The following is a 25153-nucleotide window of genomic DNA, read 5'->3' as shown; positions in this document are numbered from 1 at the left end:
ACGTCATTATTTCTTTTGTTCTTCCCCATAAAATCCAGAACCCACCACATAGGTCTGCCCATTGTGCTCTACCTTGCGCACATAGGTATGTTTTGGGGTAGGTGTGTTCTGTCCGGGTTTGTACCAGTGGTAACTTGTCCAAGCGCTGCCCTTCTTCATAGCGGCCTCAATATATTCCCGCACAGCGTACTTTCCTGTCGCGTCTTTCTCTTTTAGCAGGTTCTTGCCTTCGAGGCTCGGCTGCGCCGGGTTCACCAGTTCCATTCCGTCTGGGGTATTCACGAACACGTAGGCATCCATGAAATAGTATGGTCCCTTTTTGTCGCGCAATTGGTCAAAAGCTTTTTCTCCGTCCTTCTCCACCAAGGCGGCGGCACGGTTCACCACATCCGTAATGAGCGCTTTGTCCATTTGCATGTTGTAAAGGCCCGCGCCGACGAAGTGCTTCTCACCTGTTGGGAAAGTCACTCGCTTCACAAAAGTGGACTTCCAAGTCGGGAAGATATCGCCGGGCTTGGGGTACTGGTAATGAACCCAGCCCTCGGCTTCGGGACTATTTGCTGCCTCTAGGAACATTTTCACAAAAGTCCTTCCCTGCACATCTTTCAGATCGCTGGTATTCTGGTTTTCGTAATCAGGTTCAGTAGGATGCAAAATTCCGGTCCCGTCCATTTTGGTAACAAAAACATAAGTGTCGTCCTGAAACCATTTGCTGCCTTTCTTGCGGAACTCTGGAAAGGCTTTATCACCACGTTTCTCTAGCTCTGACGCTGCCTGTCGCACCAGTGTCATCAGCTCTGTCGCCGACATCTGTTTTGAAGTGGCTGCTGCTTTGGGTGCATCGGCTAGGTATACGCCGCAGCCCACTCCGTAGGCCTCTCCGTCAATCATCGCTTTGCGGACGTAAGCGGACTTTTGCGTAGGGATGCTCTCGCCCGGCTTGGGCCACATGTAGTCCACCCAGCCCGAGTCACTGGTCTGCACCGTTTTGATGATCTCCCGCACCAAGTACTTGCCCTGCGCATCTTGCATATCGAAGTTGTTGTTGCCTTCCACCGATGGGAAAGCAGGATTGACGATCTCGACGCCCTCCATAGTGAAGACAAAAATATAGGCGTCCTTTGCAAGATAGGGTCCTGCCCGGTCGTGGAAGGTTTTAAAGGCCGCCTTGCCGTGCTTTTCAATTTCAGCTTGGGCGTTCTTCACAAGGTCTACCACAAATGCACGCTCCATGCGGTCGTTGTACATGCCGCTTCCCACCACGTAGCTTTTGCCCGAGGGGGCCTTGACCAGCTGCACAAAGCTGCTCTTCCAGCGCGGCAGCAGACCGCCCGGCACGGGCCACTCGTAGTGGTACCAGCCCGCGGGCTTGTTGGGTACAGTGGTAGCAGCATTGATGAGGCCGCGGATGATGGGCTTGCCGTTCACGTCCTTGAGATCGAGCTGGTTTTTGCCCTCCATGGAGGAGTCGGCGTGCACGAGCATGTTGCCCTCGGTATCCAGCACGAAGATGTAAGTTTCGCCCTCCCGCCAGCGGCTGCCCTCTTGACGGAATTCTGCAAAGGCCTTGTCCCCGCTTTTGCGGACCATTTCAGAGGCGTCTTTTACCAGCTGGACGAGCAGCTTGGTTGAGTCTTGCTGCGCTGTCTGGGTCACACCGCCAAGTGGTGAGGATACTTCATCAGTGTGCGAGCTATCCTTAAACTTAGTTTCTGTACTTTGAGCATGTACTGCCAAGCAGGATAGCAAAAAGATGATCGGTAACAAATGAGGCTTTATCATGAGGATTTTGTTTAGCGCTGTCCGGTTTTCCCATTCACTCCATAAAACCCGGACCCTACAATGTAGGTCTCTCCGCCATGCTGCACCCGGCGCACATAAGTTTGCTTCGGTGCCGGCGTGTTGTCGCCAGGTTTGTACCAGTAGTGCTCTAGCCAAGCCTTGCCATCTTTCATGGCTGCCGCGATCTCCTCCTTCACTACTTCTTTTCCTTGAAGGTCTTTGAGTTCCATGAGGTTTTTCCCTTCCAGACTGGGTTGGGCTGGGTTTACCAGTTCGGTTCCATCGGGACGCATCACAAACACATAGGTATCCATAAAGAAAAAAGAACCCTGCTTATCGCGCAGCTCCGCAAAGGCATCAGGTCCGCGCGCTTCCACCAAGGCGGCGGCCCTATTTACCAAATCCTCGATAAAGGCCTTGTCCATTTGCATGTTGTAAATGCCGCTGCCCACAAGGTAGCGTTTGCCTGAGGGGAAGGTCACCCTTTTCAGGAAGCTGGACTTCCAAGCGGGGAAGATATCGCCCGGTTCGGGGAACATGTAGTGCACCCATCCTTCTGCCTCTGGTCTTTCCCCCACCTCCAGAAACATTTTGCCGTAGGGCCTGCCGGCCGCATCCTTAATGTCACGCGCCTGTTTTCCCTCCATGGTGGAGTCAGCGGCATGGAATACCCGCGTGCCATCCAGTCGCCAGACAAAAAGATAGGTATCATCTTTGAACCACTTATCGCCTTTTCTTCGGAAGTCCGGATAGGCCTTTTCTCCGCGCTTGATGAGCTCTGAGGCTGCCGCCTCCACAAAAGATTTTAACTCGGTGGCAGTTATGGTTTGCTTTTTGGGGGTTGCTTTGGGCGCATCGGCTAGGTATACGCCGGCACCTACCAGCACCCAACTGTCCCCCATTTTCGCTTTGCTCACATAAGTGGATTTCTGCGTAGAGACATTTTCCCCGGGCTTGGGCCACATGTAATCCACCCAACCCGAATCGCTGGCCTCAACCGCTTTAAACATCTCCCGTACCAAGTACTTGCCTTCTGTATCTTTCAGGTCCATGAGGTTGCGCCCCTCAAGGTTGCGGAAGGCCGGGTTAACCAGCTCCACCCCCTTCGGGTCTAGCACAAAGACATAGGCATCCTTGGCTCTGTAGGGGCTTGCCGGATCGTGAAACTGCTCAAAAGCGGCACGTCCCCGCTTCTCAATCTCCCCCACCGCTTTTTGCACCATGTCCACTACAAACTCCCGCTCCATGCGGTCGTTGTACATGCCGCTGCCCACCACATAGCTTTTGCCCGAGGGGGCCTTGACCAGCTGCACGAAGCTGCTCTTCCAGCGCGGCAGCAGCCCGCCCGGCACCGGCCACTCGTAATGGTACCAGCCCGCGGGCTTATCGGGCGCAGTGGTAGCCGCCCCGATCAGGCCCCGGATGATGGGCTTGCCGTTCACATCTTTGAGCTCGAGCTGGTTTTTGCCCTCCATGGAGGAGTCGGCGTGCACGAGCATGTTGCCCTCGGTATCCAGCACAAAAATGTAAGTTTCGCCCTCCCGCCAGCGGCTGCCCTCCTTGCGGAACTCGGCAAAGGCCTTCTCACCCCCCTTGCTGACCATCTCAGAGGCGTCTTTTACCAGCTGGACGAGCAGCTTGGTTGAGTCCTGTTGACCCTGTTGGCTAGTATTGTCGGTGTATGAGCTAGATTGGCGGGCCTGTGTTTCGCATACAGTAAGACAGGCAAAAGCTGTAATGATGAAATAGACAACGATTTTCATGGATAAAGAAATGATTTTGTCAATACACGATTACCCCTTCGATCTGCACTTCCCCCTTGCCTGGTCCTGAGCTGCTAACTTCTGTTATGCCACTTAGTATATAAGAACCTGAGGCCTCTGCAAACCTGCCTGTACCCCCAACTATTACCAGTTCCTGATAAACTTCAACGCGGGAGGCATCATCCAGTATAAGGTTTCTTGTCACTGGTACACGGGCACTCCAGATAGAATTGCCGTGCTTGTCGTAAATGACAACGCTAACCTCCAGTTCTGCCATCAGTGCTATCTCAGCCGGAGTAAAAAGCGCCGACAGCTCATCAGTGAAAAACATAGTAACCGGAGCTCCTACAACCTGTGCCTCATTAACTCCAACAGGGATGCCATACTGGCTAAAATAGGCGTTGAACTTGCCAATATGCGTTGCATTACCCTCTCCTGATCCGAGAAACCATGCGGGCAGCAGATCCCCCTCCGTCCAACCTGCCTCTTCGTCCCCTATCAGAATAGTTGAAGTCACCATTCTTCCTTTAAATGGTCGTTCCACTTGTTTGCCTTTACCGAGCTCGCTTTCAGCGCTCACCTGCAGTTCAGTCAGTGGCTCCTTCTCACAACCAATCAAAAAGGGAATGAATACTGTCAAAAGAGCGGCTTTAAAAATTGAGAATATTTTCATAAAAGATAGGTTAGGTTAGTAAATGAAAATAATAGAACCGTGCTCAGGCTTTAGGGGCCTGTATTTTGTGAATCAGCAGGGGTGATGCTTGAGAGAGGATTTTGGCGAATTGCGTAGTACAGGCGGTATCAATTTGGCAATAGCCAATTTAGATTTATTATATTTTTTAACGAAATGTTTTTATTAATGTTCTGGCTAAGAATAGAACTACCACAGCCAAGGCCAGCCATCGGCCTCGGGGCGGGGTGTTACCCAACTTTTGGCTCCCCAAGTATAGGACACGGAGGTAAGATCAACGGTGGGATCTACGATGGGGTGCGGCGGGTAGCCGTTCAGGCTGAGGGTAGAGACAGCGTATACCTCCGGCCGCTCCATCCCCTGCCGCTCATACTCTGCCTTTAGGAACTGCGCAAACTGCCAGATCATATCCGGATGCTTGGGGAGTTCCCGCAGCTGCTCCCGCACAAGATAGTTGCTGGGCTGCACGTATACCGTATGTTGTGTGGCCCCATCCTTTACGAGGTAGTGCACATAACCTCTTTTGGTGCGCAGCATCATGCGCCACGAAAAGCGGTGCCCCTCCTCTGTCCAGTTCACGTCGCCGGGTATAAAGAAATGTCGCAGCGGAAAAAGCAGCTGAAAACTTAGGTATAGGATAAAGAACTGCACCCCCAGCTGCAGCTGCCACCTTGGCTGTTTGAGTGGAAGATGTTGCATGGCCTCCGGCACGATCCGCTTTTTGAAAAACCAGCGGGCGATCTGTTCCGGGCTGAAGAAGAGCACATTGGCCGCGATCATGAAATAAGGAAACACACCTACGTGAAACACCGCCGAGTTGAAAATGTGAAAGGTAAAGGCGACCCAGAAAGCGACCAAGCGGGTCCGGGACCAGAGTAAGGCGAACCCGATCAGGAAATCGAACACGACACCGCCCCACACCACCGTCTGTATCATGAAGGGTGTGTTCAAGTAGGGGCCGATCACATAAAAATGTGTTTTGTTGGCCATCCAGATGCTCATGGATTTGGCGGCCAGCCAATCGGGCTGCAGTTTGGCCACCCCGGCGTAGAAATACACCAGCACCAGCTGCGCCCTGAACAGCCAGAGCGTCCACTGCGGGGCCACTTCGCTTTCCAGCTCCGGCCGCCGCCGCACATCCAGCGAATATTTGCGGTGAGCGGGTAGGATGACCATCAGGCCGCTGATAAGCCAGATGAGATAGTGATGGTTGAGGTAGTGTGTTTTCTCGCAGAAAAAACTGTAGCCAAAGAGCAGAAAGAAAAGAAAGGCGGAAATTTTATACCTCCAGCCCACCATGATCAGAAAGCCCAGCAGCGCCATGAGCAGGTATAGGTATACCATACCGTTGCCGGGCAGCGGCTTCATCCACTCCAGTCCGATGTAGCCAAAGTGGTAGGTCGGCTCCACGTAGTGCTCCTGCACCCAGTTAATAAGCACAGCGCCTATACCTTCGCAGAACATCAGCAGCCCGAACAGGATGCGGAAGTATACCAGCGGGTAAATGCCGATGGGCTTGAGGAGCTCTTTCATGACGGACTGTATATAAAGCACCTACGACTTCGGGTGAATAAAAGGTCTATTCCTATACCTTAGCCCAGTACGGCAGTGGTCGGCTCCACGACTTGGTGTCTGTCTCTGCCAAGGTATAGCCGGTAAGGCAAAAGCAGGGCTTCGCTCAGAATCACTCCTCCTAGCAACCATGTTGCGTAGGGCAACTGTTTGCCTAGCGTAACAAACACCATGGCGGCAAAGGGGAGCATAAGCAGCGCGATGTCGAGTTTTTTAGCCAGTCCGCTGCGCACGATGGTGAGGGCAAAAGCACCCAACGCCAGCAGGGCAAAGATGTAGGTAAGCAGCAAGTTGAATGGCGCTACCGTGATGGTGAGCAAGCTAAAGCCCATACCTAGCCAGCTGAACAGGTTTTGCCCGATACGATCTGTCGCAGCTGGTGTGATCTGGCAGGCTTGGTTTGCCTGCAGCAGAAAGCGGAATTTGTGATGCTCCATACCTAGCAGCAGGAGGTTCAGGAATAGAAAAACAGTATTGACATAAGGGGTACCAGCCCACTTCATGGAAACGGTCACAGACAGGATGGCAATATTCATGGGCACCAGCATGATGGCTCCCAGCAAACTGAAGCGCTGCGACAGCAGCAGCATGCCACACAGGACCTGGCTAATGGCTACGACTTGCGCAAACAAGCCCAGACCATATTTCGAAAGCGCTTCCTCCAGCCAAGGCGGGCCGATCACCTGACCAAAATTCCCGCCAGTCAGTTTGCAGATGCCAGCCGAGAAGAAGATATACCCTAAGAAGAGCCGAATAAGGAGCAAGAGCAGTTCTTTGTTTCGCATCATGGTTAAAGCATTGAAGTACAGGTTACTAAATCGATAGCCTGTACAAGAAAGAACTTCCTGCGCAATGATGAAAATCTTTTAGACCAACGCCGGAAATATGACTGCTAACAGAAGCTGTAGCCTTTATTAGGGATTGTCTGCCAGCAAACGGTAAATCAGAATGAATACACTGACAATGACAATTGAGGTATAGATTTCCTTGTTATACCTAGCCAGCCAGTTGGGTAGGAAAATATCAAAATTGTCGCGTGTGGAGTCAGAGTATTTGCGGGCGACGACCGTAATGGGACACATCTTTTTAAATACGAGCAGCACCAATCCCTCCAACACAATAAGACCAAGGCAGATCCATACCCACTTGTCAATCCGGTTGGTGATGACGGCGTAAAGCAAATAGAAGATCACCACATTGAAAAAGACCCAGATAAGAGTATGCAGTACTTTTATGAGCAGCAGTTTTTGCTCACTAGTTAGCGTTTGCTTGTGTTCATGGGCCTGTTTCATTATATCGGGTTATCCTATATTATACTATGAAAAAGGGGGAAAGATTAATCACAAGGCAGGGAGATAATTGTTACTTCCACGAGGCCTTCCTATAGAACAATTAGATGCATAATTATTGAATTTCTTATATACAACTAGAAATATCTTTCTGTTGAAACCTTCTGACAATGAGGTAGTACTTTAAACACATGACTTTGTGCATAACAAAGAATATGGCACTAGATCATACCTAACCATCACCCTTTAATTTAGTTCAAGATGGATATACAGAAAGACTGGCAAGTATGTAACTCAGAAACGTTCTGGTGTGAAGTAGGCAGCAGTTCGCATGTGGTTCAACTTTACGAGAGCGATGATGCGCTTCTGAGCCTTTTGGAAGACTTTGTGGAAGGAGGCGTTTTGGCGGAGGACTGTGTCATGATTATCGCAACAAAGGAGCATTTGCAGGCATTGGAGCAGCGGTTAACGTCACATGGGCTGGATATTGAATCCCTACGCACAACAGACCAGTACATTGCCTTGGATGCTGATGAGACCCTCTCTAAATTCATGCTGGACGGTTTACCGGATCGGGAGCGATTCTTAAGGGTAGTTGGTGGGCTGTTTGATCGGGTGCGTGCCACCGGCAGGAAGGTGCGCGCCTTCGGTGAAATGGTGGCGATCCTGTGGGAGCAGGGCAATGCCTCCGCTACGATCATACTGGAGAAGTACTGGAATGAGCTTTTCGAAACCGATTCCTTCCCGCTATTTTGTGCTTATCCTAAGAGCAAATTCCCGAAAGGCGCAGCCAAAGATATTTCGCTTATCTGCCAAGCGCACTCTAAAGTCATTATCAATGTAGAGGATTCCAGATTTGATTTGTCTTACCGGGATGTGAGCTGATTGGCTTTCCCCTACTCTTTAATAGCGATGTTGATAAAAGACTGCACGACTAGGGTATCGCCTGCATGTAGCCTGGAGACGCCGGACGGTTCAAAAAAATTAGAGGAACCGTTTGTCACCAATGAGAATCCGCCGTGGCTGTTAGGCCGCTTCAATGTAAAAATCATTCTGCCAAAATGCAGTTCATCGCCTTTGACTGAAGCATAAAAGCGGTCTTTCGTTTTATAAGAATAGGTATAGCCTGTAGTGGGAGCCAGCGTCTGCCTATCATATTGGAGAGGCTTATACCGGCTAATGGCGGCTTTTAATTCTGTTAGATATTCACTTCCGGAATTTTCCAAAATAGTGTTTTCCTCGGTTGAGGTTAACTGAAGCATCCCGTCCACTTCTACTATTTCAAAAGCTGTTACGTTTCCTCTTTGCGATAGCTCGGCCTCGCTTTCAGAACGCAAAATAAATTTCTGATCTGTGTCCAAGTCTGTTTCCTTGTCTTCAAGATGGTACGACGTGCTATAAGTACTGGCAAAAGCTCGCGCACGTGCAGCATTTAACACTTCCCCATTACTCGTATACATGCGTATGGCGCTTGTATTAATTATTTTCTTCGTTGCAAAGGTAACGGGGTAATCCATTCTTGGCTCAGTGGAATCCTGATCGCAGGAAGCAAGCACGCAAAGGGAAAGCAGAACCGGGTATAGCTTTTTCATAAGATATAGTATCGCTGCCGCAAGTATACAACAATTCACTATACCTCCCACTACCCCTCTTGAGGTCGCTTAAAACAAAAGGGGCTGTCCTAAGCAGACAGCCCCTTCTTTCTTTACCATAGGTCTAATAAAAGCGGTAAAAACAATTCTTTCAACTTGCATACTATAACAGAGACAGCTTTAACAGGATGTGCGCTGCGTCAAGGTCAAAGCCTTAATACCGCGCAACAGGAAGTTTGGTATACATCCGGTAGTGTAAGAAAATCAGAAAGCCCATGTATATGACAGCACTTGTGATACACTCCACATAAAACAAAGTGGAGATATTGAGCATGGTAAGTTCAAGGTATAGGTAAAGCAGCGTGTGGAGGATAAGCCAAGTACCAAACCAGCGTGTCTTATCCATGGTATTGAGATCGTTATAGGTGAGCTTAAGCAGACTGTACCCCACGTTTATCAAAAACACGAGAATCAAGGTAAAGAACATGGGGTAAACAAAGACAACCCCTCTTCCAAACTCGGTCCCATACCTCAGAGCCAAATAAATAAGATGAACCGGCCCAAACAAAAAGATGACAATGGCATCCAAAATTGCGGTTTTGAATAGCAGGAATAACTTGCTCATATTACGTTAGTGCTTGTCTAAATTCTGATTACCGAGATTAGCCAAATTGCACCTTTTTGCAGCATTAATTCTACCGCCACTTCTTGCACTAGACAGCTCTATACTCAGGAACTGTGTGATCTTCAAGCAAGTGGCGCAATTGGCACCTTCAATATAAGCATAAATTAAATAAACACTATATTTAAAATTAACTATTTTAAAACAAGACAGCCGCTACCCAAAGGCAGCGGCTGTCTTGTTCAAATTAAGGTATACCGGTGGTTTACCAGTCGTCACGGTTGCGGCTGAAGCCACCTCTGTGAGAACCGTAGGCACCGTAATTACCAGATGAAATGCCGTAGCTACGGTCGCGGTCGAAATCGGTGCTGCCGTAGTCATCCGAGAAACTGCTCGAAACACCTGCATTCGGAATGCCTCTGTTTGAGCGTACGGATGACTGCCCTGTGCGTCCGTAATCGGAAATGCCATAGCCTTCGCGCATGCGGTCATGGCTCATTCCGCCACGGCGCTCTCGGCTACCATAACTGTCGCGGTCGCTATACCTGTCACGGTCGCGATCTCCGAAATCGTCGCTTCGCTGGCTATACCTGTTACGGCTGCTGTAGCTGTCCGTGAAATCGCGGTCGCGGTCTCGGTCACGCTGCTGGAAGCCATAGTCACGGCCACGGAAATCGCGGTCTTCTTCCCGTCGGCGCTGCTCGTAGGCGCCTCCACTATCTCCTTCATGATAGCTTTGTCGCATACCTCCGCGGTCACGGTCACGCATGTAGCGGTCGCGGTCGCGATCCATGTCCGGATGGTGGCTTTGGTACTCCTGCTCGAATTCGTTTGTCAGGTTGCGGGCGCTGTGGTAGTGTTCGTCGCCACGGCCGTAGCCGGCGCCCCCGCTGTAATCACGGTTGTAGTTGTCACGATCGTAGCGATCTCTTTCTCGTCTGTCCATAGTTTTGAATCAGGTTTAAAAATGAAACTTCCCTTTTTAAACGACGGCAGCGGCGTACGGTTCTATCGACTGTGCGCTAGGTCTCTTTGATGCGCGAAGCCAGTAGTGTGAACAGGATGTATAAAAACCCGAATACCCCCATGGCAATCAGGGCCCAGAACTTCTGCTCATTCTTCTCCTGCCAGTAGTCCCGGTCCGCTTCCGTATCCTGCAGTCTTTTCCGGATGGCCTGATTGGCCAGTTGCTCTATTTCCAGTTCACGGGACAGGGAGTCTGCCGCCACCGGGCTTTGCAGGTAGACTGTATCAGTGATAATCCTGCTTTTGTACTCTATCCTTGGCTTGCCTTCTCGGGTATAGCCATTCGTGTAAGTGGGTGTGGGCGATCGGCCCAAGTCGGGCGTGAGACTAAGCCTTGTGGGATCAAGCGGTTTTGGAGCGTATACGGCCGGCGGGTAGAACTTCGGGGGGAATGTTTTGCCGGCGTCATCCTCTACAGGGCTTTCAGCCTCGCGTGAGGTGGCGCAGGAGCACAGCAGCAGCATGATCAGTAGGGTCCCTCTCATTTCGGATAATGCTTGTCGGTTCTATGCCATTTTCCGGCGCTTGCCGGCGCATTCCCAATCCTGTGTGCATACGGAAAGCAGCGCTGCTTAGCTGCTTCTATCCTCCATATTTCTTAAAAACGGGAGAGGCAGCCGCGGTCTTTTGCGGCTGTCTCTCCAGCTTGGTTCCAACTTACGCCGCTCAGCAGCGCAGTCATCCCTATTTGATGGTATGCGACTTTAAAGGGTAATTGCCATGGTCACCGGCATCGGTCAGGATCAGGCCCACGCCTTTTGCCCAGAAGTAGTTCATCGGCACCCCCATATCTATTTCCATACCCATCCAAACTACGGCGGTATTCAAGCGGACATGGATCACGTTCTGATAAGTCTTTCCTTCCACGGTCTTGGTTATGTCTTTGGCTTCAATAGAGAAAGTCATATTGGTATTAATGCCGTCCATGACAACAGTCTCTGTCCAAGTATCGCCCACCGGAGCGTTATCTTTCAGGAACACGAGGGCTACCCCGGCAAAGGCTTCTTCCATCCCTTCCAAGGTGTACACGCCATTCGCTTTGTGCACATAAGACATACGTGTTTCACTACCCTCTTGTGTTTCCATCTCGTGGAAGGTCTTGCCACCGATTTCTTTGGTTTTGCCAGTAGCTTTTACGGTGTAGGGCGAGGAGCCGCCATACGTCCATGTAGAGCCCTGTGTAGTAGGCTGGTAATCGAGTTCAGCCGTAGCGTCCGGCTCCGGATCGTCTTTATCGCTGCAAGAAGAAAATGCGCCCAAGAAGAGGCACCAGATGATCACGAGTTTAAGTTTGTTCATATATAGTGGTTTTTGAATGCAAAGTAACGCAATTGCTCCACATTATAAAATGAAGGTTACTCACTTTAAAACAAAATCGCAGTTTCATCTCCATTACACAGGCACCCTACTACAGTGCCAATTGCCGTCTTAGTAAAGCCCAGTGGCAAATCACCTACAACCGCGGTATAACGCAGCTTTGGCAACGTCACTGCAACGCTCCGAGGCCAACTGGATAGAGTATAATAAATCTTCTCCCAAAGTAAATCAGCGTCGCAGGCCACTCCAAACATGCCAATGCTTTTGAACTGAGAAAGTAAATTTCACGACTAATAAAATACTTAAAGGTCTTTTTATATTTTATTTTTCTTGTGTAACATGCGTCACACTAAATCATTTTGTTGTGCACGAATTTTACAGCATCAGTCAGGGACAGAAAACCCCGGATGAACATGGCTCACAATAGAGAGCCTAAAAAAAGACACATACTTACAAACCCAAAAAATTAGCCATATGAAACCTGAGAAAATTGTGATCGTGGGAGGTGTAGCCGGAGGCGCTACTGCAGCAGCCAGACTTCGCCGCCTGAATGAGCATGCACATATTGTACTGATTGAACGAGGCGAGTACATCTCTTTTGCCAACTGCGGACTTCCTTACTATATCGGCGGAGCAATCGAAAACCGAGACAAACTGCTCGTGCAGACGGTGGCCGGCATGTCAGACCGCTTTAAGCTCGACATCCGGAACCGCACCGAGGCAGTGCGTATCAATCGGGATGAGAAAACAGTGCTCATGCAAGACCTTCGCACGCAGGAGGTATACACAGAATCCTACGACACGCTCATTTTATCGCCGGGGGCCAAACCCATGCTCCCTCCCATACCAGGTATAGCAGAGGCTGAGCATTTGTTTACACTGCGCAACATTCCGGATACTGACAAGATCAAAGGATTTGTAAACAAGGTGCGCCCACGGAGGGCCGCTGTTGTAGGCGGAGGCTTCATTGGCCTAGAAATGGCAGAGAACCTGCACGAACTCAGCATTGAGGTGAGTATAGTAGAGCGCTCAAACCAAGTCATGGAGCCCCTCGATCCTGAAATGGCCGCCAGTCTGCACCTGCACCTGCAAGAGCAAGGGGTTGCACTCTACCTCGGTGATGGCTTAGCCAGCATAGAAGACCACGGCAAAAGACTAGTGTTGCAGAGCGGAGCAGAATTGCATACCGACATGATCATAATGGCAGCTGGCGTGCAGCCTGAGAGTACACTGGCAGAAGAAGCCGGACTGGCCTTGGGCAACCGCAAAACCATTGCTGTAAATGAATACCTGCAAACCTCTGACCCTAACATATATGCCGTGGGCGACGCCATCGAGGTACGGGACTATGTAAACGGCACGGCCTGTTTTGTGCCGCTTGCTTGGCCCGCTAACCGACAGGGCCGCATAGTAGCCGACAACATATTCGGCAAAAAAACACCTTACCGGGGCACGCTCGGTACTGCCATAGCCAAAGTGTTTAACCTGACCGCCGCTACCACCGGTAATAACGAGAAGAACCTGAAACGCCAAGGGATTGCCTACCATGCCGTGCATATCCACCCCAACTCACATGCGGGCTATTATCCCGGTGCTAAGCCAATGGCCCTCAAACTCCTATTCTCTCCCAAAGATGGCAGCATATTGGGTGCGCAGGGAGTCGGTGAGAAAGGCGTTGACAAGCGGATCGACGTACTGGCGACTGCCATTAAGGCCGGCCTGACCGTACACGATCTACCTGAGTTGGAATTGGCTTATGCCCCACCCTACTCTTCTGCAAAAGACCCTGTGAATATGGCAGGCTATGTAGCGGTGAACCTGCTGGAGGGTATGCTGGAAACCGTTCAGTGGAATGAGATAGATGACCTGATGGCGGCTGGCCATTATGTACTGGACGTGCGCGAGGACTCCGAGCGGATGACAGACCACATGGCAGGCTCGGCACACATTCCGCTGCACGAGCTACGAAACCGCTTAAGCGAGCTTCCGGCCAACGAGACAATTTATATTTATTGCCATGCTGGTCTGCGTGGTTACTTGGCCTTGCGTATTCTACAGGAAAACGGCTTTAAAGCGAAAAGTCTGGACGGCGGTTTTAAAACCTATTCTATCGCCCGATACGGATCAGCCGAAAACGTAAGCGCCAGTCGTAAAGAACAGGAAACAGTATGCTAGCAAGCTGACACAATTTCCCCGGTTGGCTTAGCGTGCCCACCGGGGAAACAGGCTTGTTAGGTTTAGAAATGGCATTAAACAAATTCGCCCCGGACGAGTTAAATACTTGATGCAGTCTCCCGCACCCACCAAAAGTTACAAGGGAGAAATCTGTTTGAAGCTTTTTCTGACAATTTAACCTTCCGGAATCTGACTCCTCTTATACCTTGCGCACCTCCTTAGAATAGACGCTGAAGCATAAGCCTCCCCGGCATGCAACAGGAACCAGAGACTACTTCAGTCCCAATGGTTCCCAATACATTGTCTGATCTTTAGTCCGAACAAAACAGCAGCCCCTTTTATAAAGTATATTGTTGCAGTTCTCAGCTAAACACCGGATATTGGAATGGCAGGACAGAAATGGCATTCCCAAGCTTCTTTTTCAAATCCATCAAGCCGAATTGCAGAGGCGCTTTTCCAGTACTGCTTCAATTAGAATTATGACTAAACACGCTTCCCTGTCTTCTGAGCTTCTACGCTTCCTTGATGCAGTGCCTGATCTATACCTGATTCTTTCGACTGACCTTTCTATATTAGGAGCCAGCAAAACTTACCTAGAAGCAACGCAGCTTAAGCTTGAGGCTGCGCTTGGTCGCTACCTCTTTGAGGTCCTCCCTGATAATCCTAACTTGTCTGAGCCGGATGGCACTATGAATTTGCGACTCTCGCTGCAATGGGTGATTCAAAACAAGAAACCCCACCAAATGGCGCTGCAGCGTTATGATGTGCAATCACCTCCGGAGACGGGAAATTTTCAGAAAAGATACTGGCTGCCTACCAATACCCCGGTACTAGACGAAAATGGCGGTATAGAGTACATCCTACACAAAGTAGTGGACGTCACAGAGCAGGTGTTAGCCCAAGAAGGACTGGAAAAGAGCAAACACCAAGTGGAAACTTTGTATGGCCTGCAGCAAATAACGAAGGAGGAGCTGGCAGCAGTCCAAGCTCAGCAGGCATCGTTCCATCAGCAGGAGGAGATCCACGCAGCCGAATACGCCGGATATCTGGAGTTATCAAAAGCAGCTATCGAAATACAGCGAAACAGGCTTCACGCCGTTTTTATGAACTCTCTTATCCCATTTCTGGTCTTGGATGGCCCGGAGCTGAAGTTTCAGCTGTTTAACCCAGCCTTCCAGCGTGCTTTCCCGACCAAAAACGTCTTGGGTAAACCCTTTGTAGAAGCCTTTCCGGAACTGGCAGGCACCCCTTTGATTCGCTCCATAGAGCAGGTATACAGAACAGGTGAAACATACCAAGAATCAGAATATCCGGTATCACTTTCACGCCACGGCGATGGCACATTGGAGGAGCTATATTTCACCTTCACTTACCAAGCGCGCCGCAATGAGCAGGGCGAGATTGACGGCCTGCTGTTGTTTTTTTACGAGGTGACGGACCACGTCATGTCTCGAAAAAAAGTAGAGCAGAGCGCTGAGACGCTACGTCTGATTACCGATGCGCTGCCTGTGCTGATCGGCTATCTGGACAAGGAGGAGAAGTACCGCTTTACCAACAAGGCCTACGAGTCTTGGTTTCCGTTAAAAGCAAATGAATTACTGGGTAGGCCTGTACGGGATGTGATAGGCGAAAAAGCCTACAGCGGTGTGAAACAATACATCGACCGGGCACTGGCCGGAGAGCGCCTCAACTATGAGAGCCGAATGCCCTACCGCGAGGACTTTGTAAAATACATCTACAGCAGTTACGTGCCTGATATCAGAGACGGCGAAGTGGTCGGCTTCTATACCTTGGTGCATGATATAACCGAGCAGACAATAGCCCGGATGAAACTGGAAGAGAGTGAACAGGAGGCAAGGGCACTCACCGAAAAGCTCGCCGCGACCAACCTGGAGCTGTCGGATACCAACACGCAGTTAGTCCGCATCAATGCGGATCTGGACAATTTCATCTACGCGGCATCTCACGACCTAAAGGCTCCCATCTTTAACATCGAGCGACTTTTGCTCATTCTGCTGGAGTCTATACCTAGCGAGGTACGGACTTCTGATGAGGTCAAGGGGGTAATCGAGATGATCGAAAGCTCCATCGCCCGGTTTAAGCGCACCATTGAGCATCTGACGGATGTGACCAAACTGCAAAAGGAAAACAGCCAAGAGGTTTCAGAGGTTAACCTTCGCGAGTTAATCGATGATGTAGCGCTTGACTTAAGCAGCCAGATCGAAAAGGCCGGTGCTAAGCTCGAAATCGACGTAGCCCCTCACATGGCCATTAGGTTCTCCGAGAAAAATATGCGCTCTATTGTTTACAACCTGCTTTCCAATGCCATCAAGTACAGCTCCCCGGATCGTGTGCCCCTTGTTCAGATAAGCGGTAAAACCTCCGGCGATTTTGCCATAATTACGGTACAAGACAACGGACTAGGTATGAGCCCATCCGGGCAGCAAAAAATATTTTCCATGTTCACCCGACTGCACGACCACGTAGACGGGTCCGGTATAGGCCTCTATATGGTGAAGAGAATTGTGGAGAATGCTGAAGGACGGATTGAGGTTAAAAGTAAGGTCGGGAAAGGCTCTACTCTGAGCATTTACCTGAAACGATAAGCGCTCACTAGTATCTACGCGGCTTTTTGCGAACTTGCGCACCTAAATTGCGCTATACCCTGTTTATGGATACTATCCGTTTTTTACCACACGACAAGGCCGCCGAACTGCTCCATTCCATTCAGACGTCTTCCATCAAAACGGAATATGCCCCGGAAAAACACCGGCTTACACTGCTTGACGAAAAGGGTCTGGAACAGATCCATTTCCGGTTGCCGATCACCGTTCCGTACGCAGCGACAGGTATAGCCGAAGCAAAACCGGTAAACTACATTATCCTGCTGATTCAGGCGGGTAACTGCGCCATGGGCTATTTTGAGCAGGGGCGCTGTCTGAACCACAAGGTGTTCCGCTCCTACATGGTGCGCAAGAAGCAGGGCAAGAGCCAGATCAAATACCTCAAGACCAAAGGGAAATCCCGGGCGGGTTCGCGTGTTCGTTTAGGTGAGACCGCTGAATTTTTCGAGAATATAAACGGACGTCTACAGGAGTACTTTCAGCAGCACCGTATCGACCGCATTGCCATCAGCTGTTCTAAAACCCTTATCCCATACCTGTATACCTCCGCTATTGCTACCCCCTTCGATAAGCGAGACCCGCGCCTGTTCAAGATACCCAAGCACATCCATACCCCCATTTACGAAGTGCTGCTGGACGCTAACCGCTTTTTGCAGCGCGGCCAATTGATCGACCTGAGCGGCTCAGGGTTTACGGCGGTGCCCCTGCTACATGACTTTCTGTTGGAGAATGAAAACCTTGATGTTTCTGAGGAACTAATAGGTATACAGGACGATGAGGCGGACGAGGTGTATGTAATGGATGACTGGGATGAGGAAGATAGTTTCGACGGGGAATTTGACGATAACGAAGATGAAGATGACATAATAGAATGGGACTAAAAGCAACAGAGGCAGCGACCGTTGGTCGCTGCCTCTGTTTTGGCTTATCTTCAATTATTAATCGCTTTTTTTACGGGTTAGCAACAGCACGGCGGCGGTGGTAACCAAGGCCATCACCCCCACTTTTTGTATTAGTCCGCTGCGGTTATGCTCCCAATCGGCTTTCCAACCTTTCTCGGCAAAAATATTGGGTACCTTGCCATGCGCAAAGTCCTCTATCACGCCCTCCACCACATTCACGCGGTCAGCCATGAGCAGCGGTAGCCAGTGCAGGTAGCTGTTTTCGCTGTGTTTGAAAGCGAAGCGCCTAATCATGCCGCTTAGTCCGCTCGGTGGCATGGAGGTGCCGAAAACGGCAGTTACATTGGGGCGCTCGTTTGAGTGCAGCACTTCAATGTTGATGTCCTGCTGCGTCGGTCGCTCCCAACTATAGCCCTCCTGTTCCGCGTCGGTGCGGTGCTTCATAGGGTAGGTCGGATCGTTCTTCAGATCAGCGTCTATTCCCCAGTCTTTTATATGCGAATAATCTTTTGGTGTTTTATTTTCCATGATGATGTCTCCTTTACTATCGAGCTGATGGTGGAATCAGCACAGGCTTGATGCAATTGTCCAGTTTCTCTGAAAAAATATGATAGGCATCCGCAATATCCTCAAGCGGCACGCGGTGTGTGATCAGTGGCTTGGGATTGATCACGCCATTCTGCACATGATCGATTAAGCGCGGAAGCAGCCTTTTCACCGAAGCTTGGTTAGCCCGGATCGTGATACCTTTGTTCACCACGTTGCCGATCGGTACGAGGTTATCGGTAGGGCCATACACCCCGACAATGGACAGGATACCCCCCTTTTTAAGCGAGTTGACGGCCCAGTGCACAGCTGTGGCGGAGCCCGCCTGCAGCAACAACTTTCGACCTGTGATAGTCTGCATCAAATTGCCGGATGCTTCCGCCCCAACTGCATCGATGCACACGTCAGCACCCATCCAGTCGGTTGTTTTTTTCACAAACAACACGGGGTCGTCCATTTCCTCATAATTATAGGCCTCACAGTTAGCGTAGTTCCTCACAAATTCCAGTCGGTACTCCAGTTTGTCGATCACGATCACGCGCCCAGCACCGAAGAGCCAAGAGCAGCGCGCCGCCATGATTCCAATAGGGCCGGCACCGAATATCACGACCGTGTCGCCTTTCTGTATACCGCCCATCTCCGCGGCTTGGTAACCGGTGGGTACCACGTCGGTCAGCAGCACGGCATCATCCGGGTCCATCCCTTCCGGTATCACCGTTGGTCCGACATCGGCGTAAGGAACGCGCACATATTCGGCCTGTCCGCCATCGTAGCCGCCAGCCGTGTGAGAGTAACCGAAGATGCCACCCACAGCCGTAGCCTGCGAGTTGGACTCGTGGCAGTTACCAAAAAGTCCCTGCTTGCAGAAATGGCATTTGCCGCAGGCGATGTTGAAGGGCACAATCACCATGTCACCCACTTTCAGTTTTTGCACTTCAGAGCCAATCTCGGTTACTTCCCCGATGAATTCATGCCCGAAGGTCATGCCCACGCGGGTGTCGGGTACATTGCCATTGTATAAGTGGAGATCAGAACCGCAGATACAGGAGCGCGTTACGCGCACAATCGCATCTTGGGGATGCAGTATTTTGGGCTCTGGTTTTTCATCGATGCGGACCCGCTGTGGTCCGCGATAGTTCATTGCCAGCATAAGTTTGTTTTCAGTGGTGTTAGATAATGCGATACTCGCCACCTAGCCTAGGTTTTCGTTTCGCGTTTAAATAAATACTATTCTATACCTCAAGGGTTACAAAAATTGGATTTTTAAAAGGAAGCACTATATATAAATTGACTTATATTTATAACTGCCTATCATGCTGGCATCTCAGGTTTTATCAAAAGAAAAGGCACAGATTTCTATCTGTGCCTCAACTAATTTCAGTCCTCAAAATGGTCTGCAGATGACTATTTCATCCCATCAACTTTAATCTTGGTTCTGATTTGTTCCGCCATCTGCGGCGTTACATCCACATGGTGCACATCGTGTGCGTGTTTACTGGCTTGCGCCATCACTTCCTGTTCGCTATTTGCCTTTACTTCGGCATCGCAGTCAAATCCGACGTCCCTGCATTTTAATGTTTTCATAACGTTGATTGGTATAAAGTTTAACAATGGATTGCATGCTTACAACATTAATTATTATACTCTATACCTACTGAATAACAATATGTTACCAAACGTTTTATATTCCACTAAACAAACTAGATGCATCCCATACAATCACTTACAGCCCTTTTCAGATTCTCCTAAAACATCAGCATGCTGACATATTCCGTACAACCTCTGATTAATCGGGGATGTAGCAATTCCCTCCTATTGACAGCTTAAAACAGACAGACCTTATACATGGCAAAAGCAGATCGGCAGCAAGCATCGGAAGAAATGAAAGGTTTCGTGCGTGTGCGAGGCGCGCGTGAGCATAACCTGAAGAACATCGACCTATCCATACCCCGCGACGCCTTGGTCGTGTTCACGGGTGTCTCTGGTTCCGGCAAATCGTCCTTGGCTTTTGGCACACTTTACGCTGAGGCGCAGCGGCGCTATCTGGAATCGGTGTCGCCCTATGCCCGCCGCTTGTTTCATCAGATGGCCGTACCCGATGTAGATGCTATTGAAGGTCTGCCGCCCGCCGTGGCCCTGCAGCAACAGCGCGGCACTCCTACCACCCGCTCTTCGGTGGGCAGCGTCACGACCCTGTCCAACCTGCTGCGCATGCTTTACTCCCGTGCCGGCGACTACCCGCCGGGGCAGTCCATTATCTACGCCGAGGCTTTCTCCCCCAACACCCCTGAAGGAGCCTGCCCGGCTTGTCACGGGCTGGGGCGCATTTATAAAGTGACCGAACAGTCCATGGTGCCAGACGGCTCCCTCACCATTCGAGAGCGGGCCATTGCAGCTTGGCCCACCGCTTGGGGCGGTCAGAACCAGCGCGACATTCTGGTGAGCATGGGATTTGACGTGGACAGACCTTGGCGTGAGTTGCCACAGAAAGACCGTGACTGGATACTCTTCACAGACGAACAACCTGTGGTGCCGGTATACCCCGGCTATACGCCCGAACAGACCCAACGCGCCCTGAAGCGAAAGGAGGAACCAAACTACATGGGCACGTTCAGCAGCGCCCGCCGTCATGTGTTCCATACCTTCGCCAACACCAACAGCCCGCTCATGAAAAAACGGGTGATGCAGTACATGCTGAGTACCGACTGCCCCAACTGCCAAGGCAAACGGCTGCGCCCTGAGTCACTGGACGTGAAGTTCGCCGGCTACGATATAACAGAGCTGTCGCGCTTGCCTCTGAAGCGTATTCAAAAAGAACTGAGGCCTTTCGCCGAGGGCACCGCCACCGGGCATGAACAGCAGGAGGCAGAACACCCAGAGCAAACTATCGTGGCGCAGCGCATCGCCGAGGACCTTTGCGCCCGCATCGACGTGCTGCTCGACCTCGGGCTGGGCTACCTCTCGCTGGAGCGCAGCACCCCCACCCTGTCGCCGGGTGAGCTGCAGCGCCTTCGCTTGGCCACCCAACTCTACTCGCACCTATTCGGAGTGGTGTATGTGCTCGACGAGCCCTCCGCCGGGCTGCACCCCGCCGACACGCTTTCCCTGCTCAAGGCCTTGGACGGATTGAAAGCAGCGGGCAACTCGCTCTTTATCGTGGAACATGAAACGGAGGTGATCCGACACGCCGATTGGATCGTGGACGTGGGTCCGGCCGCCGGTGAGAAGGGTGGTGAGATCCTGTACAGCGGTCCGCCTGAGGGTCTCCAAAAAGTAAAAGCCTCCAGAACCGGCGAGTACCTGTTCGGTAAAGCGGAAGTACTCAACCCTAACCCACGACAAGCCAAGGGCTGGTTGCAACTGTCCGGTGTCACGCGCAATAACCTGCATGATCTCAGCGCAGAGTTTCCGCTGGGTGTTTTCACGTCTGTTACAGGTGTGTCTGGATCCGGCAAGTCGAGCTTGGTCAGTCAAGTACTGGTAGAGCTGGTAGCCGCGCACTTAGGCCATGAACTGCCCGTGGAAGAAGAGGAAGGCGATGAACTGGAGCGTGCCGCGCCCTTGCAGACGGGCGGTCACATTGTAGCAGGTATAGAGCACATCAAACGGCTCGTGCGGGTGGACCAGAAACCCATCGGCCGCACACCGCGCTCCAACATGGCGACGTATACCGGCCTGTTTGACCACGTCCGGAAATTATTCGCGGCAACACCCATGGCCAAATCCCGCCGATATGACGCGGGGCGATTCTCCTTCAACGTTGCCAAAGGGCGCTGCGAGAACTGCCAAGGCGAAGGCTTCGTGATGGTGGAACTGCTCTTCCTGCCGAGCGTATACGCCCCCTGCCCTGTCTGCCACGGTGCGCGCTACAATGCCAAAACGCTGGAGGTTACCTACCGCGACAAAAACATCGCCGACGTGCTGGGCATGACCGTGGATGCCGCTTGGGAGTTCTTTGATGAGGAGCCGGCCATACACCGGGCGCTCACGGTACTGCGCGAAGTCGGGTTGGGCTACCTCCGGCTCGGGCAACCGGCTACGGAGCTCTCCGGCGGTGAGGCGCAGCGTATCAAGCTGGCCACCGAACTGCAGCGCTCCCAGCGGGGCAATTCCCTCTACATCCTCGACGAACCCACCACAGGCCTGCACCCCGCCGACGTGGACAAGTTGATGACGCAACTCGATAATCTGGTTGAAGCTGGAAACACTGTGATCGTAGTGGAGCACGATATGCGCGTGGTGGCCGCCAGCGATTGGGTGATAGACATTGGTCCGGGCGCCGGCGAGGACGGAGGGCTTATTGTTGCTGCCGGCACACCTGCACAGGTTGCCAAGTCGAAAGAGAGCAAAACCGCACCTTTTTTAAAAGGATTGTGAAATTAGAAGTTTTATAAACCGAAAGCCCCCGCATTGTAAAAATGCGGGGGCTTTCGGTTTATTTTTTATGCTCTACTGTTACAAAGAAAACAGCACATTCGCTTGCAGGATCGATTCGTTAAGGCCCTCTATACCCACGACATTGCGCCAGTAGCGCCACTCGGTGCCCATGTATACCTTGCCGGGCTTATCCCAGAAATTACCCATGTCCACGTGAAACTGCGGCTGGGTGAGGTACTGGTAAGTTCCGGGCCCGCGGTCACCGATGAGGTCCATAAAACCGCGGAAACGGAAGCGGACGCGCTCTGAAACAGGAATTGGAATATCCCAGCTGGGCGTGATTTGGTACGTGCCGCTGTACTCGGCACCATGCTGCTTGTAGTAATAGGTTTCGAGTTGCAGCAGTCCTTGGCCGGGCAAACGAAACTTAAAAGCCGGACCGGCCGTGTAGGCGAAAAAGTCCTCCATACCGCCGAACAGCACGTTGATACCGCCGCCTACCAGCACGTCGCTGATCGGGCCGAGGCTTACCTCGCGCCCCGTGGCCCGGCTCAGGCTCAGTTTCGGATACCACTCTAGGTACATATTCGGAGCGGCCAGACTGGCGTCATTATAAAGATCAGCAAAACCAAAGTGCTCAAAGGGTCCCAGATCACCAAAGTGCTCAAAGGTAATGGTAGCCAGTTGGCCCGATTGATTAAGGCTGCGACCGTACAGCAGCTGCACATTGGAGCCTCCTTTGTAAATTACCTGCGCCTGTGCCTGACCAGTGAAGAGAAACACTATCATTATACCTATGAGCCCTAGCACAAAGCTTCGGTAGTGCGTGTATAGCCTGCGTGTGAAAGCGTGCTGCATAAATGAGTACTTTTTGAGAAATTAGCATGCAAAGGTATAACCTTAGACCAAATAATTAGCCAAGCAAGATTGAATTCACTTCCCAAGGGAAGCTGTTCACTGTGTAAAACCAACTGTTTACTTTGTAAAATAACCCTTTCACCAATAGCCCCATATCTTGTCCCCTCGCATAGGTATAATCGCGTAGGTTTATAACATACCACTTGCGCAAAAATTTTGCAATGGAATACAGGTTCGTACATCACTGGAATTACACGCTGGAAGAAGAGGAGCATCAAATATTAGAAGCCGCCATCTCCATTTCGGAACAACAGCGTGACAAAGACTTTTTAAAGAACGTGGCGTCTTTTATAGCTGAGCATACTTCCGTGCAGTATGTGCTGATTGGCATCCTGAGCACGGACGGAAAACGCGTAGAGACCAAGGTTTTTTTGAAAAACGGCGAGGAAAAGTCCAATATCCAATATCCCCTCCAATACACGCCCTGCGATTCTGTCATCACCCAACGGTTCTGCTATTTCCCCCACGACGTTCAGCAGTATTTCCCGCTAGACGTAGAACTGCAGGAGTTGAACATTGAAAGCTACATGGGCAGTATCTTTCTGACAGAGGACAGTGAACCCATAGGCCTGATCGCTTTGATGAGTGAGGAGGAAATAGAGAATGCCGCCTTCGCCGAGCACTTGGTGCTGGTGCTAAGCCCTGCCATTGAAGAAAAACTTATACGTATCAGGCGGTAGGCTCCGCTATACCTGTTTCTCAATCCGGCAATTTTCTTAATCCGGCAGACTGATCTTTCCCATCCGAATGGAAGGTATACGGGCGCTTCCGAAATCGATGCGCTCCGCTGCCAGACACTCGTTCGCCAAGGTGGCAAAAAGCACTGCCTCTTTGGCATCGGGCAATATACCCAGCGCCTGCGTGTCGCGCAGCGGAACAGCTGTCAGTAGGTCCCGCAGGTTCTCGAGTAGCAGCGGGTTGTGCATCCCCCCTCCGCTCAAAAATATTTCAGCGTCATGCTCCACTCCGGCATCTTTCACAGCCTTGGCTATACCTTCGGCTGTAAAGCGGTTCAGGCTGGCCATCACATCTTCAGGCGAAAGGCCAGTTGTGTCGGACTTGCGCTGTGCCTGCTCCAAGTATGCTAGGTTGAACAGCTCGGGACCTGTAGTTTTAGGTATAGAATGTCCGAAGAAAGGGTGATTTAGCAGCTCCTCCACCAAAGGGGCGCTATACCTGCCCCGAGTCGCGATGGCCGCGTCGGCATCGTAAGTCTGCCCCGGAAAATGCGCCTGCACATAGGCATCCATCAGGGTGTTGCCCGGCCCCAAGTCTGTTGAGAAAATGCGGGACGTGTCGAGGTCGCCGGGCAGGAAGGTAAAGTTAGAGATGCCCCCAATATTCAGCAGAATCCGGTTCTTTCCTTTCTCAGAAAATAGCAGGTAGTCTCCGTATACTGCCAGCGGAGCCCCTTCGCCTCCCGCTGCTACGTGCTTCTGCCTAAAGTCGCTGAGCGTAATGATACCGGTTTTAACCGCAATGTGGTCGCCGTCGCCGATCTGCAGTGTAGCGTTTGGCATGCCCGAGATGCCGTGCAGCGAGGCCGGTGCATGGTAAATGGTCTGTCCGTGGCTGGCAATCACATCCACCTCTTCCGCCTTTACCCCCCAGTCTGCTAAACACGCATTGATCAACTCCGCATGGTAACTGCCGATAAAGGCGTTCATCAGACAGACCTGCTCTAAATCAACCTGCCGTTTCGAAAAAATCGCCTTTACCCTTTCCCTGAACGCGGCCTCATAAGGTATAGAACTGAAGCGCTCGACGTGTGCCTGCGTGGCGGTGCCATAACCGGTGAAACGGCACAGCGCCACATCCAGTCCATCAAGCGAAGTACCCGACATCAGTCCGATGATGATGCGTGATTCTTTTTGGGCGATTTGGGAGAGGCGCAGGAGACTTTGGTTCATAGGTATAGGGTTTCAAATTGTAAGTAGGCTGATGGAGGTATGGCTTG

The 25153-nt window shown here is 51.2% G+C and carries 22 protein-coding genes; 6 read left to right on the top strand and 16 right to left on the bottom strand.

Going from position 1 to position 25153, the window contains the following annotated elements; all coding sequences use genetic code 11:
• Positions 1-6: 6 nt before the first annotated feature.
• The 6 genes from Q1A04_RS16025 to Q1A04_RS16000 all read right to left on the bottom strand — a co-directional run bounded on the left by Q1A04_RS16025 (position 7) and on the right by Q1A04_RS16000 (position 7100).
• The gene (locus Q1A04_RS16025; RefSeq protein ID WP_299708014.1) at positions 7-1782 is read right to left on the bottom strand and encodes a cache domain-containing protein; all 1776 of its coding nucleotides are present in this window, start codon (positions 1780-1782) and stop codon (positions 7-9) included.
• 11 nt (positions 1783-1793) lie between these two features.
• Positions 1794-3545, bottom strand: coding sequence for a cache domain-containing protein (locus Q1A04_RS16020; protein WP_299708012.1), 1752 nt, complete (start codon positions 3543-3545; stop codon positions 1794-1796).
• Positions 3546-3564: 19 nt separating this feature from the next.
• Positions 3565-4218, bottom strand: coding sequence for a hypothetical protein (locus Q1A04_RS16015; protein ID WP_299708010.1), 654 nt, complete (start codon positions 4216-4218; stop codon positions 3565-3567).
• A 207-nt stretch (positions 4219-4425) separates the two neighbouring features.
• Positions 4426-5769 (bottom strand): HTTM domain-containing protein, encoded by a 1344-nt coding sequence (locus Q1A04_RS16010; protein ID WP_299708008.1) that lies wholly within the window; start codon positions 5767-5769, stop codon positions 4426-4428.
• A gap of 59 nt (positions 5770-5828) precedes the next feature.
• Entirely contained in the window at positions 5829-6596 is a 768-nt protein-coding gene (locus Q1A04_RS16005) for a DoxX family membrane protein (protein ID WP_299708006.1), read from the bottom strand.
• Positions 6597-6722: 126 nt separating this feature from the next.
• Complete coding sequence (locus tag Q1A04_RS16000; RefSeq protein ID WP_299708004.1) at positions 6723-7100, bottom strand: hypothetical protein; 378 nt, start codon at positions 7098-7100, stop codon at positions 6723-6725.
• A gap of 258 nt (positions 7101-7358) precedes the next feature.
• On the opposite strand from Q1A04_RS16000, the gene Q1A04_RS15995 reads away from it, so the two are divergent.
• Positions 7359-7982, top strand: a complete 624-nt coding sequence (locus Q1A04_RS15995; RefSeq protein WP_299708003.1) for an MEDS domain-containing protein — start codon at positions 7359-7361, stop codon at positions 7980-7982.
• 11 nt (positions 7983-7993) lie between these two features.
• Here Q1A04_RS15995 and Q1A04_RS15990 read toward each other — a convergent pair whose 3' ends face one another.
• The 5 genes from Q1A04_RS15990 to Q1A04_RS15970 all read right to left on the bottom strand — a co-directional run bounded on the left by Q1A04_RS15990 (position 7994) and on the right by Q1A04_RS15970 (position 11636).
• The gene (locus Q1A04_RS15990; RefSeq protein ID WP_299708001.1) at positions 7994-8689 is read right to left on the bottom strand and encodes a hypothetical protein; all 696 of its coding nucleotides are present in this window, start codon (positions 8687-8689) and stop codon (positions 7994-7996) included.
• 214 nt (positions 8690-8903) lie between these two features.
• Positions 8904-9176 (bottom strand): hypothetical protein, encoded by a 273-nt coding sequence (locus Q1A04_RS15985; protein ID WP_299707999.1) that lies wholly within the window; start codon positions 9174-9176, stop codon positions 8904-8906.
• 400 nt (positions 9177-9576) lie between these two features.
• Positions 9577-10257 (bottom strand): hypothetical protein, encoded by a 681-nt coding sequence (locus tag Q1A04_RS15980; RefSeq protein WP_299707997.1) that lies wholly within the window; start codon positions 10255-10257, stop codon positions 9577-9579.
• Positions 10258-10333: 76 nt separating this feature from the next.
• Positions 10334-10822, bottom strand: coding sequence for a hypothetical protein (locus Q1A04_RS15975; RefSeq protein WP_299707995.1), 489 nt, complete (start codon positions 10820-10822; stop codon positions 10334-10336).
• A 199-nt stretch (positions 10823-11021) separates the two neighbouring features.
• The gene (locus tag Q1A04_RS15970) at positions 11022-11636 is read right to left on the bottom strand and encodes a hypothetical protein (RefSeq protein WP_299707993.1); all 615 of its coding nucleotides are present in this window, start codon (positions 11634-11636) and stop codon (positions 11022-11024) included.
• Positions 11637-12128: 492 nt separating this feature from the next.
• Here Q1A04_RS15970 and Q1A04_RS15965 point away from each other — a divergent pair, with 492 nt between their 5' ends.
• The 3 genes from Q1A04_RS15965 (at position 12129) to Q1A04_RS15955 (ending at position 17334) form a co-directional block, all read left to right on the top strand.
• Positions 12129-13829, top strand: coding sequence for a CoA-disulfide reductase (locus tag Q1A04_RS15965; protein ID WP_299707991.1), 1701 nt, complete (start codon positions 12129-12131; stop codon positions 13827-13829).
• A 479-nt stretch (positions 13830-14308) separates the two neighbouring features.
• Positions 14309-16435 (top strand): PAS domain-containing sensor histidine kinase, encoded by a 2127-nt coding sequence (locus Q1A04_RS15960; RefSeq protein ID WP_299707989.1) that lies wholly within the window; start codon positions 14309-14311, stop codon positions 16433-16435.
• A gap of 65 nt (positions 16436-16500) precedes the next feature.
• Positions 16501-17334, top strand: a complete 834-nt coding sequence (locus Q1A04_RS15955; protein ID WP_299707987.1) for a hypothetical protein — start codon at positions 16501-16503, stop codon at positions 17332-17334.
• Positions 17335-17391: 57 nt separating this feature from the next.
• Here Q1A04_RS15955 and Q1A04_RS15950 read toward each other — a convergent pair whose 3' ends face one another.
• The 3 genes from Q1A04_RS15950 to Q1A04_RS15940 form a co-directional block, all read right to left on the bottom strand.
• Positions 17392-17883 (bottom strand): hypothetical protein, encoded by a 492-nt coding sequence (locus tag Q1A04_RS15950; RefSeq protein ID WP_299707985.1) that lies wholly within the window; start codon positions 17881-17883, stop codon positions 17392-17394.
• 16 nt (positions 17884-17899) lie between these two features.
• Positions 17900-19051, bottom strand: a complete 1152-nt coding sequence (locus Q1A04_RS15945; protein ID WP_299707983.1) for a zinc-dependent alcohol dehydrogenase — start codon at positions 19049-19051, stop codon at positions 17900-17902.
• A gap of 254 nt (positions 19052-19305) precedes the next feature.
• Positions 19306-19485: a DUF1059 domain-containing protein gene (locus tag Q1A04_RS15940; RefSeq protein WP_299707981.1), complete on the bottom strand. Its 180-nt coding sequence runs from the start codon at positions 19483-19485 to the stop codon at positions 19306-19308.
• A 261-nt stretch (positions 19486-19746) separates the two neighbouring features.
• Here Q1A04_RS15940 and uvrA point away from each other — a divergent pair, with 261 nt between their 5' ends.
• Entirely contained in the window at positions 19747-22278 is a 2532-nt protein-coding gene (uvrA, locus tag Q1A04_RS15935; protein WP_299707979.1) for an excinuclease ABC subunit UvrA, read from the top strand.
• 78 nt (positions 22279-22356) lie between these two features.
• Here uvrA and Q1A04_RS15930 read toward each other — a convergent pair whose 3' ends face one another.
• Positions 22357-23136 carry a hypothetical protein gene (locus Q1A04_RS15930; protein ID WP_299707977.1) on the bottom strand — a complete coding sequence of 260 codons (780 nt, stop codon included), beginning with the start codon at positions 23134-23136 and terminating at the stop codon, positions 22357-22359.
• A 221-nt stretch (positions 23137-23357) separates the two neighbouring features.
• On the opposite strand from Q1A04_RS15930, the gene Q1A04_RS15925 reads away from it, so the two are divergent.
• The gene (locus tag Q1A04_RS15925; RefSeq protein ID WP_299707975.1) at positions 23358-23876 is read left to right on the top strand and encodes a hypothetical protein; all 519 of its coding nucleotides are present in this window, start codon (positions 23358-23360) and stop codon (positions 23874-23876) included.
• 36 nt (positions 23877-23912) lie between these two features.
• On the opposite strand, the gene Q1A04_RS15920 is transcribed toward Q1A04_RS15925, so the two are convergent.
• Positions 23913-25106, bottom strand: coding sequence for an anhydro-N-acetylmuramic acid kinase (locus tag Q1A04_RS15920; protein ID WP_299707973.1), 1194 nt, complete (start codon positions 25104-25106; stop codon positions 23913-23915).
• Positions 25107-25153: the final 47 nt, after the last annotated feature.

The organism is uncultured Pontibacter sp. (assembly GCF_947499215.1).
In the GTDB taxonomy this organism is placed as follows: domain Bacteria; phylum Bacteroidota; class Bacteroidia; order Cytophagales; family Hymenobacteraceae; genus Pontibacter.
Note: the sequence above shows the minus strand (reverse complement) of the source record. Positions and strands in the feature narration are given on the sequence as shown.

Bases quoted from the DNA above. Each gene is read 5' to 3' on its own strand.
- Q1A04_RS16025 (WP_299708014.1), bottom strand. From the start codon at position 1,782: ATGATAAAGCCTCATTTGTTACCGATCATCTTTTTGCTATCCTGCTTG.
- Q1A04_RS15980 (WP_299707997.1), bottom strand. From the start codon at position 10,257: ATGGACAGACGAGAAAGAGATCGCTACGATCGTGACAACTACAACCGT.
- Q1A04_RS15955 (WP_299707987.1), top strand. From the start codon at position 16,501: ATGGATACTATCCGTTTTTTACCACACGACAAGGCCGCCGAACTGCTC.
- Q1A04_RS16020 (WP_299708012.1), bottom strand. From the start codon at position 3,545: ATGAAAATCGTTGTCTATTTCATCATTACAGCTTTTGCCTGTCTTACT.
- Q1A04_RS15990 (WP_299708001.1), bottom strand. From the start codon at position 8,689: ATGAAAAAGCTATACCCGGTTCTGCTTTCCCTTTGCGTGCTTGCTTCC.
- Q1A04_RS15995 (WP_299708003.1), top strand. From the start codon at position 7,359: ATGGATATACAGAAAGACTGGCAAGTATGTAACTCAGAAACGTTCTGG.
- uvrA (WP_299707979.1), top strand. From the start codon at position 19,747: ATGGCAAAAGCAGATCGGCAGCAAGCATCGGAAGAAATGAAAGGTTTC.
- Q1A04_RS15960 (WP_299707989.1), top strand. From the start codon at position 14,309: ATGACTAAACACGCTTCCCTGTCTTCTGAGCTTCTACGCTTCCTTGAT.
- Q1A04_RS15950 (WP_299707985.1), bottom strand. From the start codon at position 17,883: ATGGAAAATAAAACACCAAAAGATTATTCGCATATAAAAGACTGGGGA.
- Q1A04_RS15970 (WP_299707993.1), bottom strand. From the start codon at position 11,636: ATGAACAAACTTAAACTCGTGATCATCTGGTGCCTCTTCTTGGGCGCA.
- Q1A04_RS16000 (WP_299708004.1), bottom strand. From the start codon at position 7,100: ATGAAACAGGCCCATGAACACAAGCAAACGCTAACTAGTGAGCAAAAA.
- Q1A04_RS15925 (WP_299707975.1), top strand. From the start codon at position 23,358: ATGGAATACAGGTTCGTACATCACTGGAATTACACGCTGGAAGAAGAG.
- Q1A04_RS16010 (WP_299708008.1), bottom strand. From the start codon at position 5,769: ATGAAAGAGCTCCTCAAGCCCATCGGCATTTACCCGCTGGTATACTTC.
- Q1A04_RS15930 (WP_299707977.1), bottom strand. From the start codon at position 23,136: ATGCAGCACGCTTTCACACGCAGGCTATACACGCACTACCGAAGCTTT.
- Q1A04_RS15920 (WP_299707973.1), bottom strand. From the start codon at position 25,106: ATGAACCAAAGTCTCCTGCGCCTCTCCCAAATCGCCCAAAAAGAATCA.
- Q1A04_RS15985 (WP_299707999.1), bottom strand. From the start codon at position 9,176: ATGTTCTTTACCTTGATTCTCGTGTTTTTGATAAACGTGGGGTACAGT.
- Q1A04_RS15940 (WP_299707981.1), bottom strand. From the start codon at position 19,485: ATGAAAACATTAAAATGCAGGGACGTCGGATTTGACTGCGATGCCGAA.
- Q1A04_RS16015 (WP_299708010.1), bottom strand. From the start codon at position 4,218: ATGAAAATATTCTCAATTTTTAAAGCCGCTCTTTTGACAGTATTCATT.
- Q1A04_RS16005 (WP_299708006.1), bottom strand. From the start codon at position 6,596: ATGATGCGAAACAAAGAACTGCTCTTGCTCCTTATTCGGCTCTTCTTA.
- Q1A04_RS15945 (WP_299707983.1), bottom strand. From the start codon at position 19,051: ATGCTGGCAATGAACTATCGCGGACCACAGCGGGTCCGCATCGATGAA.
- Q1A04_RS15975 (WP_299707995.1), bottom strand. From the start codon at position 10,822: ATGAGAGGGACCCTACTGATCATGCTGCTGCTGTGCTCCTGCGCCACC.
- Q1A04_RS15965 (WP_299707991.1), top strand. From the start codon at position 12,129: ATGAAACCTGAGAAAATTGTGATCGTGGGAGGTGTAGCCGGAGGCGCT.